11 protein-coding genes are annotated in these 11,565 nt (G+C 39.7%); 2 read left to right on the forward strand and 9 right to left on the reverse strand.

Going from position 1 to position 11,565, the window contains the following annotated elements; all coding sequences use genetic code 11:
* Positions 1-81 precede the first annotated feature (81 nt).
* The 6 genes from ESA94_RS19335 to ESA94_RS19360 form a co-directional block, all read right to left on the reverse strand.
* On the reverse strand, positions 82-468 hold the full coding sequence (locus ESA94_RS19335; protein WP_129132593.1) for a hypothetical protein: 387 nt from the start codon (positions 466-468) through the stop codon (positions 82-84).
* Positions 469-488: 20 nt separating this feature from the next.
* Positions 489-1,094: a hypothetical protein gene (locus ESA94_RS19340; protein ID WP_129132594.1), complete on the reverse strand. Its 606-nt coding sequence runs from the start codon at positions 1,092-1,094 to the stop codon at positions 489-491.
* Between the two features lie 66 nt (positions 1,095-1,160).
* A complete protein-coding gene (locus ESA94_RS19345; protein WP_129132595.1) occupies positions 1,161-3,314 on the reverse strand; it encodes a PAS domain S-box protein in 2,154 nt (717 codons plus the stop codon).
* 14 nt (positions 3,315-3,328) lie between these two features.
* Complete coding sequence (locus ESA94_RS19350; RefSeq protein WP_129132596.1) at positions 3,329-3,772, reverse strand: response regulator; 444 nt, start codon at positions 3,770-3,772, stop codon at positions 3,329-3,331.
* Between the two features lie 8 nt (positions 3,773-3,780).
* A complete protein-coding gene (locus ESA94_RS19355; RefSeq protein WP_129132597.1) occupies positions 3,781-5,616 on the reverse strand; it encodes an ATP-binding protein in 1,836 nt (611 codons plus the stop codon).
* Positions 5,617-6,105: 489 nt separating this feature from the next.
* A complete protein-coding gene (locus tag ESA94_RS19360) occupies positions 6,106-7,152 on the reverse strand; it encodes an agmatinase family protein (protein ID WP_129132598.1) in 1,047 nt (348 codons plus the stop codon).
* A 272-nt stretch (positions 7,153-7,424) separates the two neighbouring features.
* On the opposite strand from ESA94_RS19360, the gene ESA94_RS19365 reads away from it, so the two are divergent.
* A complete protein-coding gene (locus tag ESA94_RS19365; protein ID WP_129132599.1) occupies positions 7,425-7,832 on the forward strand; it encodes a cytochrome c maturation protein CcmE domain-containing protein in 408 nt (135 codons plus the stop codon).
* Positions 7,833-7,879: 47 nt separating this feature from the next.
* Positions 7,880-10,348 (forward strand): cytochrome c biogenesis protein CcsA, encoded by a 2,469-nt coding sequence (gene ccsA / locus ESA94_RS19370; protein WP_129132600.1) that lies wholly within the window; start codon positions 7,880-7,882, stop codon positions 10,346-10,348.
* A gap of 200 nt (positions 10,349-10,548) precedes the next feature.
* On the opposite strand, the gene ESA94_RS19375 is transcribed toward ccsA, so the two are convergent.
* Genes ESA94_RS19375 through ESA94_RS19385 form a run of 3 tightly spaced genes read right to left on the reverse strand, consistent with a single transcriptional unit; the run spans position 10,549 to position 11,435 of the window.
* Positions 10,549-10,863, reverse strand: coding sequence for a hypothetical protein (locus ESA94_RS19375; RefSeq protein WP_129132601.1), 315 nt, complete (start codon positions 10,861-10,863; stop codon positions 10,549-10,551).
* Between the two features lie 45 nt (positions 10,864-10,908).
* Positions 10,909-11,118, reverse strand: a complete 210-nt coding sequence (locus ESA94_RS19380; protein WP_129132602.1) for a helix-turn-helix domain-containing protein — start codon at positions 11,116-11,118, stop codon at positions 10,909-10,911.
* Positions 11,118-11,435 (reverse strand): transposase, encoded by a 318-nt coding sequence (locus ESA94_RS19385; RefSeq protein ID WP_164972801.1) that lies wholly within the window; start codon positions 11,433-11,435, stop codon positions 11,118-11,120. Before ESA94_RS19385 ends, ESA94_RS19380 begins: the two co-directional genes overlap by 1 nt.
* Positions 11,436-11,565 lie beyond the last annotated feature (130 nt).

Raw genomic sequence — 11,565 nt, forward strand, 5'->3', positions numbered from 1 at the left:
CTGTTTAAATAAATCAACAATAGCACTGCTGTTTTGCTGTTGCAAAACCGTAGTGTGTTACAAGAAATAAACTTTGTATGATCAGCAGGAGCGGGGAGGCTGCCAGATAGAAGAGAGGAATACGGCTGATATGAAATCGTCGTTGGGAATGTAACGTTCAATTGCTGCTGAATGTACAGGTTTGGGTACCGATATATAAAACGATGCAGGTACACCAATACTTAAAGCGGCACCGGAATAACCACCTTGCGATTTAAAAGGAAGCTGTTGATCTTTGCTGTAATCCAGGTCAATAATGTCTTCATCGTTATAATGAAGGGCAAAAAAAGCAACCAAGCTTAAAGAATGGTCTTGCTGGCGATGTTCTGCATAGTGTTGCAGCAGCAGCGGAAACTTGAGCAATTGCCGCAATTCTGTTGAAGATACCAGGTAGGCTCCAAGAAATAATATGCAGATGAATTTCTTCAAGGCTACAAAGATAAAAGAAATCAGCTTTTGGTAAACTTGCTTCGGCAGTAAGCATTCATTTCATCCATTTGCAGCTCGCTGAGAACGCTGCCCGTTTCGTATTGTATAAAATGATTCTGCACCGTGTTGATGGAGACAAAATCGTTTTTAATAACCATGTTGTCAATATCTTTCCATTCAATTAAACGATCTTTTAAATTGGCCGGTGTATGCACGCCTTTTTCATCGATGGTTACTACACATTGTTTAAAAATTTTTCGCTCGGTAAAAAACAACAGTAACAAGCCACATGCACCAAACACCTGCAGCAGCGAACGCAACGAGTCGTTTATTGAATAAAAATAAGAGGCAGCATAGAACAGAACTGCGGCAGCCAAAATACGAATGAGCCCGTTTGTTGCATTTTGATTTGCTGACCATTTTTTTCCTGTAAATGCATAGCTGATTAAAACCAACGCTGCCGCTATTTGCACAACTATAAACAGAAGATGGGGAGTTGGGTTTTTAAAATCGCCCCATGCGTTGGCGATCATTAAAAAACCTGCAAGCAGGTGCAGAAGCCGGGCCGCTTTTTTCTGTTTTTCAAACGGCTCAAAAAAAATGGGTATGTGGTAAGTTGTCGTCACCTTGTAAAGATACAGTTAAAACAGGCAAGCAACCGAAGAGCCGGTTGCTCTATTGTGCGAACTAATTCAGGAAATATAAAACGGCAAATGAACAATTAGTGTAAAACCTTTGCCCGGTGCTGAAATAATTTTAGATGTTCCGCTATATATACTCAACCTGCTGTTGATGTTTCGTAAACCAATTCCGTTGGGCTTCTTGTCTTCCTGCATTCCTTGTCCGTTATCGTGGATGCTCATTTCAATGCCGTCATTTTTTTCTTCCACCAAAATGGTTGCTTCGGAAGCATTTGCATGTTTTAGAATGTTTGAGCATTGTTCCTGTGCAATGCGGTAAAGCGCAAGTTTTTGTTTCTTTTCCAAAAGATGATCAGCTTCGGGGTGTACGTTAATTGTTACTTTTACTTGCTCAGCCACAAACATGTCTGTAATTAAGATGTGCAAAAGATTGCTGATGCTTTCCTGTTCAATATTCGGTGTAACCATTTCGTGCGCCAGCTTCCGGTTCTCTTCAATCGCTTCTTCCAGACTGTTAATACATTTTTCCAGAATATCTTTATTGTTATCTGCTTTGGCAACTGTAAGCCTTAGCAGCATTTTTGTACCCACAAGTATCTGGTTAATGTTGTCGTGCAATTCCTGCCCAATAAAATTCCGTTCTTTTTCCTGTGCATCTAATGCAGTGGCAGTAATTTCCCGTGCGGCTTGTTTCTGTTGTTCTATCAATTTCAGTTGTAAGTCTCTGCGTTCAGAAATATCACGGATAAATGCGCAAAAGAATTCGCTGTTCCCGGTTTTTACAGGAATCATAAACAGCTCAATTGGAAATTCTTTTCCGGCTTTGTTCAAAGCCGTTATTTCAACCATTTTACCTGATATGTGTTTTTCGCCTGTTGCCAGGTAATGGTTCATTGCATGTGAATGTGAACGTTGGTATTTTGGAGGAATAATAGTAGTGGTGAGCGATTCGTTTTTTATTTCATCAAAGGTCCATCCGAATAAATCTTCAGCACGTTTGTTCCAGAAAATAAATTTATTATCGGTGTTTACACAAATAATAGCATCCAATGCCGAACTCATGATGAGGTTTCGCACTTCTTCGCTTTGCCGGGCTGCTACTTCTTTTCGTTTTTCTTCTGATATATCCCGTATGAAAACCGACAAGCCATCTTCTGAAGGATAAATATGGTTTTCCTGCCAAAGATCGAGTGGAGGGTAATAATCAATGTTGCGTACATATTTCTGTGTTTGCAATGCTTGTTGAAAAGCATTATGTGTTGCACTGCCAATGGCATCGGGAAACAATTCCCACACATTTTTTCCTATTACATCTTCAGGTTTTTTGTGAATGAGCTCTGCCGCCTGATCGTTAAGGAAGATATAGTTAAATTGTTTATCTAGTGAAATAAAGCCATCAGTAATCCGCTCAATCATCTCTTTGTATCGTTCCTGACTTTTTTGATAGGCCAACTGCATTTCTTTCTTCTCAGTAATATCTTCAAAAATAACAACCAACCCTTCCACTGATGGGTATGCATTTACAATTGCCCATTTTTTAAAATAGTCAGAAAAATCTTCGAGTTGTATTGCTTTTTGGGTTTTCATAGCCTGCTGATAAGCCTTATAAAATTTGCCGCCCACCAAATAAGGAAATTCTTCCCAGATGTTTTTTCCGGTTACTTCTTCCGGGTTGCATTTAAATAGTTCTGCTGCTACAGCATTCATGTATAAAATGCGCCATTCCGAATCAACAGCATAAATACCTTTTGTAATATGCTCAATAAGGAACCTGTACTTCGATTCGCTTTTTATCAGGTTTTCTTCTGCCTGTATCTTTTTGCTTTCGGCTTTTTTGTTTTGTATTGCATTTATTATTGCCGAAGGCAAACGGATTAACCGGTCTTTCAAAATATAATCATCAATTCCCAGCTTCATAATGCTGATGATGAATTCTTCGTTTACAGTGCCTGTTACAAGAATAAACGGCATTTCCGGATGCATGTTCCGAACTATCTGAACGGCTTCTTTTGCTTCAAATTGAGGAAGGGTATTGTCGGATAATACAATGTCGAATGATTTTTCTTTCAAAGCTTCCGTAAAAGCTGTACGGTTATCTGTAACACAACTTTCAAACTTTATTCCTTCTCTCTGCAAGGCATATTTTATCAATTCCACATCGGTGGGATTGTCTTCGAGGATTAAAATATTTAGTGTTGAGTCCATAGTAATGCAAACAACTATTTTACAGGTGGTTCATTTAAAAGCAGCCAGTAATAATGAAGTGTTTTTATTGCAGCTGTAAAAGCTTCGAAGTTTACAGGCTTAACAATATAACTGTTAGCTCCTAACTCGTAACAACGTTTTATATCCGGATCCTCTTTAGACGAAGTAAGCATTACAACAGGTATGGTTTTGGTTCTCTCATCTGTTTTAATTGCTTCCAAAACCTCAATGCCATTTAATTTAGGCATTTGAATGTCGAGCAAAATCAGTTTAGGCCGCTGCTCAATAATTCGGCCGTTAAAAGCTCCTTTGCCAAAAATATAATCAACAGCTTCTGCGCCATCCTTTACATGAAAAAGTTCGTTAGCAAGATTGTGTTTTTTCATTTCTCTAATGGTTAATTCAGCATCATCAATGTTGTCTTCCACCAATAGAATTTCAACTGTTTTGTTTAGCATAAATGTTATTATGGTATTGAAAAATAAAATGCAGCTCCTTTATCTATTTCGCCGGTAGCCCACACTTTTCCATCGTGCCTTGATACAATTTTTTTTACGAGTGCCAGGCCAATGCCGGTTCCTTCAAATTCGTTTTCGCTGTGTAAGCGTTGAAACACATTAAAAAGCTTGTTCTTGTACTGTTCATCAAATCCCACGCCGTTGTCTTTTACAAAAAATACGATATGGCCATTTTCCCTGTAACTGCCAATTTCTATTACAGGCTTTGGTGCTTGCTTACTGTATTTAATTGCGTTTGAAATAAGATTTACCCACACTTGTCGTATAGTTGAAATGTCTGCATTAACAGGAGGGAGAGGTTGAATTATCCATTCAATGGCATCTGTTCTTGTATTTACCCTTCCTATTTCTTCTACTACTTCCTGCACCATTGTTTCACTGTCTACAGTTAATTTGGATATTTCTTTTCTACCAAGCCGTGAAAAGTCAAGCAAATCGTCGATGAGGTTACCCATCTTCTCTGTATTCTTTTTAATGATGCCAAACAGTCTTTTTTCTTCTTCCTGCATTGTATCGCCAAAGTCTTCCTGAATAATATTGGTGAAGCCGATAATGCCACGTAATGGGGCCCGTAAGTCGTGCGAAACAGAATAACTAAATGCTTCCATTTCTTTATTGGCTGCAGACAGCTGCGCCGTGCGGTGCTCTACCATTCGTTCAAGCGAATCGTTGAGCGTTTTTAGTTGTTGTTCGTTCTTTCTCAGTTCAGCCGTTTTCTCATTTACTTTTTGTTCCAGTTCGGCGTTCATTTTGGCAATTTCCTGCTCTTTCTCTTTTCTGATTGTGATATCTGCCGAAGCACCTACAAAACAATCATCGCCATCAAGCTTTATGGGATCAATACTCATCGATACCCATTTAATGGTTCCGTTTGGAAGTGGTACTTTGTATTCAACATTCCTGGCAAAACCTTTTTCCATAATTTGTTTCAGTACCTCGTCTCTTACTTCGGGTGAGCTGTTAAGTCCTACTTCAGCGTTGGTTTTACCGGTTACATTTTCTCTCTTAAGATCAAACAGTTCGCAGAAACTGTCGTTTACATCAACGATAATGTTCGACCGTGGATTCACAATCCATTTTGCAATCGGGCTTTTGTAAAAAAGAGCAGCATATAGTTGTTCACTTTGTCGTAAGTGGAGTTCTATTGCTTTTTGTTTTTTATAAATTTTGGCAAGCTGTCTGAAATTAAAAATGGATATTATCAGAATAATGATCAGTATAAGAATCAGGAAACGGTTCAGATCCTGTATAAAAGTTTCATTGGCTTTTCGCTTCGTATTAAGCAAATTGGTTCTTATTGTATCAATTTTTGCTGCAAATTTTCTTGCTTCATCAGTATAGTGCTTACCTAATCCACTCGACACGAGTTTTTTTGCTTCTTCCAATCGACCATTATCGACCAATGCAACCATTTGCCAGGAAAATTCTTTACGTAAATTGATGATCGGACTTAAGGAATCGTCTAGAAGGGTCGCTAATTCCGGTGTTGCAGTGCGTTTTAAAAGTATAATGCGTAACTCGTCAAGTTTTCGTTCGGATACGATCATTGGTTCCAGAAAAGACTTTTGGCCGGTAATTACATAGCCCCGTGCCCCGGTTTCATTATCCAGAACGGCCATAATAAGCTGTTGCATTAGGTACCTGTTTTCTTCAAACCGGGTAATTTCTGTATTGAAGCTTTTAATTCTTTGCGATTGCCAGATGGAAATAGCTGTAACCGCCGAAACAGCGATTGTTAGCAACAGCAATGCAAAAATCATCAAACGGTTAATGGAGTTAGTCATGTATGGTTTTTCAATTACGTTAGTTACATGATAAGGAATTTAGTGTTTCTTGCTTTTTAAAGTTAAACAAACATATTTACAAAGTATAACCAAAACTATAAAAGTTAATTATTGTGCTTTGGTTAAGTATTTATTTAATTGAAATGTATAGTTGGGCGTGTTTAAGGCTAACCAATACACATGTAGTGCAAAGCCGCTGACACTACTGACTTTGAAGAGCTGTTTACATAAGAGAAAGTGTTGCAAATAAGAATTCCCGATAAAAAAGAACCCATTTATATTACATGCGCAATCGTTTGCGTACAATAAGCGAAAAATTTTTTTGTAAAAATATTGCGTTTAAGATTTTTTTTCTGTACACTTGCATTAGGTGTTTTTCATAGGTTAGCAACGGCCGACTCTTTTCAGGGTTGGCTTTTTTTTTGCCCTGCTGCCAACAAAAAAGGACCACCATTGCAGTGATCCTTCTCTAAAAAGTAATTAGTTGTTTTAGTTGCTGTTTGAAGCCAGCAGAAGGTTGCAAAGCTTGTATAATACTCTTGCTCCAACATTTTCATCCCATTCTTTCGTGCTTACACCAACCTCATTTACATCGAAGCCAATAAACCTGCGGCCACTTGACAATATTTTTCTAAAGAGATAAAAAGCCTGTTCGGTTTCAAGGCCACCCATTACAGGCGTACCTGTGTTGGGGCATAGTTTCGGGTCGAGACCGTCTATATCGAAGCTGATGTATACTTTTTCTGGAAGCTGCTCCACAATTTCATCGGCAATAGTTTTCCATAACTCACCTTCAAAAAGCCTTTCTTTCATATTGCGGTCAAAGAAAACGGCAATACGGTCTTTGCTGTCTTTAACCAGTTGCAGTTCGTCGCTGCCATAATCACGCACACCTACCTGTACCAGTTTTTGCAGCTCAGGAATTTCGTTAAGTGCGTTATACATTACCGACGCATGCGAGTAGGTGAAACCTTCGTACGATTTACGTAAATCGAAGTGGGCATCAATTTGCAGAATACCAAATGCTCCATGCTTTTCGGCAATGGCTTTAAAGTATCCCAGCGGTGTACTGTGGTCGCCGCCAAGCAAAGCAACCAGCTTTCCTTTATCGAGCAACTCTTTTGTTTGTGTATAAACCCAGTCGTTTAAGAAGATGCTTCCGGCATTAACCTCTTTGAGGGTTTTGCACATAAACTTATTATCGTTTACGTTTTCGCCCTGCGTAATGTAGTTAATATACAGCTCGGCTTCTTTACGCAGGTAATCGCTTTTTAAAAGAATAGTACGATCTACATTACGCATGTAAATACCACGGCGCCAGGCATCGGAAGTATCGTTATCGTGCAGATCAACCTGCAAACTGGCCCTGAAAACATGCTCGGGAGCACGGGCAGTACCTGCTTTGTAACTTACTGTAACTTCCCACGGAACGGGGAAAATAACGAGGGCAGCTTCTTCCTCGGTAAAAGGAAGGCCAAATACATTGTTGTTTGGGTTGCCGGCTCCATTGGGGTCGAACCCGGAAAGATCAGCCATGATGACTATTTTTTAAAAGCGGATGCAAAGGTAATAGACTGTAGATTAACTGCAGTTAGTTGCAAGCAAAGTTTTGCACAATTAATTTTACGAAATATATGGTCAGCATGGTTTTGAGAAGGAGGCAGGAGCAAGATTTGTAAAAAGTTGTCTGACGGGTTAATTGTTAAAATTTGCAGTTTCATCTTTTCGGGTTAGTTATTGTCAGTTTCCTTCCATTCCGAAACTTGTTTTGGGCTAACTTTGCGCTGCAATAAAAGCTGCAGAGAAAAATGAAGACCTCTCACATCCTTATTTTAGTTGTTATTGCTGTAGGAATCGGTATTCTTATCAGCATGATGGGTGATTTATCAACGTACGATACCATCGATTCAGCAAAAGCCAAACCGGGCAAGTTTTTACATCTTATTGCCAAGCTCGATACAGCCAATGGCAAGCATATTGAATACGACGCACTCAAAAATCCCAACTATCTCAGCTTTCATGTAGTTGATTCGTTAGGAGGTTCTACCAAAGTAGTTTATATGAAAGGAAAACCACCAACCGATATGGAACGCAGCGAACGTATGGTATTGAAAGGAAAAATGACCGACAGCGCATTTCTTTGCGATGATATCCTGATCAAATGCCCCAGCAAGTACAAAGAAGAAAAGGCAAAGATCAGTACTGCTGCCAATTAACTGCAGCCGTAACCAACCATCTATTTTAGAAACGAACTTTTTTACACATGCCATATTCAGGCGAGCAACTATTACCCGGACAGATTGGAACCTTTCTGGCTATTGTATCTTTTGTAGCATCTTTATTAGCAACTGTTGCTTACTTTAAAGCAACAACCGTTGCAAACCCCTTACAGCAACAAAGCTGGAAACGGATTGCCCGTGTTGCTTTTTTGGCCGAGATCGTTTCTGTGATCGGTATTTTCTTTGTGCTCTATTTCATTATTTCCAACCACCGGTTCGAATATAAATATGCATGGCAGCACAGCAATTACCAGCTGCCCATGCAATACATCCTCAGCTGTTTCTGGGAAGGACAGGAGGGAAGCTTCCTGCTCTGGAGTTTCTGGCATTGTATACTCGGCGGCATTATTCTATTGCGTGAAAAGAAATGGGAAGCGCCGGTTATGACAACCATCAGCTTTATGCAGTTTGCATTGGCTACAATGGTGATAGGTATTTATTTCTTCGATTTTAAAATAGGCAGTAATCCGTTTGTGTTGATGCGTGACCAGGGCATGTTGAGCCCTGAACAATTCCCGATCGGCTTCGATTCGGAAGGTCATTTGCGTAACGATTACCTGAGCTTTATCCGTGATGGCAACGGCTTGAATCCTTTACTGCAGAACTACTGGATGGTGATCCATCCGCCGGTATTGTTCCTCGGTTTTGCAAGTACCATTGTACCGTTTGCATTTGCCATTGCCGGACTTTGGAAAAAAGATTACAGCGGCTGGGTATTGCCTTCACGCCCCTGGGCCATTTTCAGTGCAGGTATTTTAGGATTGGGTATTATGATGGGTGCAGCATGGGCTTACGAAAGTTTAACCTTTGGGGGTTACTGGGCTTGGGATCCAGTAGAGAACGCATCGCTTGTGCCCTGGCTCATTTCTATTTGCGGTATTCATACATTGATTGCTTATAAACATACAGGTCACTCGTTGCGTGCAACTTTCCTGTTCTTTATTCTGCAGTTCCTGTTCATCATTTATTCAACCTTCTTAACCCGCAGCGGTATTTTGGGCGATACGAGTGTACACGCCTTTACCGATCTGGGAATGAATACACAGTTATTGACCTTCCTGCTCATTTTTGTGGTTCCTTCGTTTGTGTTGTTTGGCATACGCTACAAACAAATTCCAACGGTTGCAAAAGAAGAAGTCATCAGTGCAAGAGAGTTCTGGTTGTTTGTAGGTTCGCTGCTGTTCTTCATTTCGGCATTGTTTATTATTGGTAAAACATCGTTGCCGGTTGTAAACAAAATTTTCGGCACCAAGTATGCACCTGCAGAAGATCTTGAATATTCGTACAACAAAGTATTGATCCTGTTTTCATTCGTCATTGCTATTCTTACAGCTATCAGTCAGTACCTCAAATACAAACAAACAGCAGGAGCAGCCTTCATCAAGTCGATTTGGTTGCCTACGTTGATTGCATTGATCGCTTCGCTCAGCATCAGCATTTTCGGCGATATTAATTACAACAAATACGGTATTGGCTATTTAGCAGCCATTCATCTCAGCATTTTTGCATCGGTATATGCAATTGTTGCCAATGCACTTTATATCGTTACAGGCATTAAAGGAAAGATGATCAAAGCCGGCGCATCTATTGCACACGTTGGCTTTGGATTAACGCTGCTGGGTGTGTTGATCTCAGCTTCAAAGAAAGAAGTGTTGAGCTGGAACACCAGTGGTATTATGGTGAATTTTGGTGAGCAAAGCCAGGAGAACCCGGCAGAAAATCTTACACTGGTAAAAGGTATTGCAACAGATATGGGTAAGTACATGGTTACTTACCAGGGCGATTCAACACATCCTTCCGATCCCAAGCAATATTTTAAAATTCATTTTCAATACAAGAACAAGAACGAAGGGTTTACACTTTATCCTGATGCATTTGTAAACTTCAAAGGCAACGAAGGCATTATGGCCAACCCCGACAGTAAACACTACCTGCACAAAGATGTGTTTACCTACATCACTTCTTTACCTAATAAAGAAAAGAACAGGGATACGGCTTCGTTTAAAGATCATAAACTGCAACCCGGCGACACCGTGTTTTATTCGCAGGGTTTTCTGGTGCTGGATAAAGTTGGCAGAAATATTACACGTAAGAACATTCCTTACGAAACAACCGATTCTGTTTTTGCAGCATCGTTAACGGTGTATGCAAAAGACAGCAGCAAATACACTGCCGAACCAATGCTTATTCTGCGTGGCAATAATGTGATGCCTGTGGCAGATACCGTTATTTCGCAAAGCCTGATACTTGCGTTTAAAGGTGCAGATGCCGATGGTATTAATCTTGGCGTAAAAGAAAGCAATGCCGTACTGGAATATGTTACGCTGAAGGCTTACCAGTTCCCGGCTATTAATGTGTTGTGGTTAGGTATATTGGTGATGACCTTTGGTTCAATGCTTGCCACCTGGAATCATATACAGAAGAACAGGAAGGCGGAGTTGAAGAAGGTGTAATAGCTGATAATTTGTTTAAAAAGATTGAATGGTTGGTGTTGATGCGCCAACCATTTTTTTGTGGGTTGAATGCTGAAAAAAAACGTTCTTCAACCGGCGCAGGTTGCTGACATATCCATGATTGCCATGCTCATGTTGGCGTCCTCGGGTAACTATATACGTGTTAGACCACGAGGGCTAAAAAATTAATATTGTTCAAATTAAAAATTTGGAAAATTATTCTTCCAATTCTTAATAGTTCTTGTTAGGTATTTGTAGTAATGATCGTTTAATGATTTGGTCGATGCAATGAAACTTTCGGATTCCCTGTCAAAGATTGCTTCTCCAAATTCAGAACTTAGAAAATGACACTTCGTTCTGCATGGCGAGTTTTTGCACTCAATTTCATAACTCTTATTCTCCTTAACATACAATGCCGTTAGCTGTCTTTCTGGTTTTTCACGCTTTTCGTTTGAAGTGATAGGCGGAAGTGTAGTATTATTTATTGTTTCTGCATATTCAAGAGTGGCAATCATTCCCTGTATTTTACTTAAAGCTAATGAAAGAATGTTTCTGTTTAATTATAAAAACTCTTTCACATCAACCTCCAGTTTGTCAGCGATTGTTTTTATTGTAAGTAGATAGCTGTTCTTCTGCCCGTTCTCAATACGGGAAATACTGCCAAAATCCAAGTTGCACATAGTTCCTAATTGCCGTAAGGTCATGCCTCTTGAAACCCTTACGGCTTTGATCTTTGCACCCATCTGTTTTAAAAATATACCGTCTTTCATTATTCGGCTGTTAATACTTTGTACTTTAATGAACCGTTACAGTTAGCAATCGCATTTGCGAAACGTTCGTCCTGAAACGCTTCACGGTTGTTATATCTAAAAGCAGATTCATTGCAATAACGTTGCAGGTGTTTTGGACTAACTGAATGATGTATGCCATCAATTTGTTTTTTCAGGATATTCCAGTAGCCTTCAATGTTATTGGTGTGAACCAAAATATCTTCCTTACGAACATATTCCTTATTCCTGTGGTTTACTTTCTTGTGATTGTACTTTTTGCCCACTTTGTTATAAGCATGATGTTCGTCTGTTACCATAGTTGTAAATACCACCCAAACTAACCCCCTTCCGCCATTTTAAATTGACCCCCTAAAAAAATCATCCAAAAACTGGTGGAGAGATGTTCTGAAGCTGTTAAAGAACTGGCTGTTTTTTGTTTATCAAACG

It is taken from the genome of Lacibacter luteus (assembly GCF_004118265.1).
GTDB classification, from domain to species: domain Bacteria; phylum Bacteroidota; class Bacteroidia; order Chitinophagales; family Chitinophagaceae; genus Lacibacter; species Lacibacter luteus.

Excerpts from the sequence above, each read along its gene's own strand:
- ESA94_RS19345 (WP_129132595.1), bottom strand. The coding sequence starts at position 3,314 with ATGGACTCAACACTAAATATTTTAATCCTCGAAGACAATCCCACCGAT.
- ESA94_RS19375 (WP_129132601.1), bottom strand. The coding sequence starts at position 10,863 with ATGATTGCCACTCTTGAATATGCAGAAACAATAAATAATACTACACTT.
- ESA94_RS19360 (WP_129132598.1), bottom strand. The coding sequence starts at position 7,152 with ATGGCTGATCTTTCCGGGTTCGACCCCAATGGAGCCGGCAACCCAAAC.
- ESA94_RS19355 (WP_129132597.1), bottom strand. The coding sequence starts at position 5,616 with ATGACTAACTCCATTAACCGTTTGATGATTTTTGCATTGCTGTTGCTA.
- ccsA (WP_129132600.1), top strand. The coding sequence starts at position 7,880 with ATGCCATATTCAGGCGAGCAACTATTACCCGGACAGATTGGAACCTTT.
- ESA94_RS19350 (WP_129132596.1), bottom strand. The coding sequence starts at position 3,772 with ATGCTAAACAAAACAGTTGAAATTCTATTGGTGGAAGACAACATTGAT.
- ESA94_RS19380 (WP_129132602.1), bottom strand. The coding sequence starts at position 11,118 with ATGAAAGACGGTATATTTTTAAAACAGATGGGTGCAAAGATCAAAGCC.
- ESA94_RS19365 (WP_129132599.1), top strand. The coding sequence starts at position 7,425 with ATGAAGACCTCTCACATCCTTATTTTAGTTGTTATTGCTGTAGGAATC.
- ESA94_RS19385 (WP_164972801.1), bottom strand. The coding sequence starts at position 11,435 with ATGGTAACAGACGAACATCATGCTTATAACAAAGTGGGCAAAAAGTAC.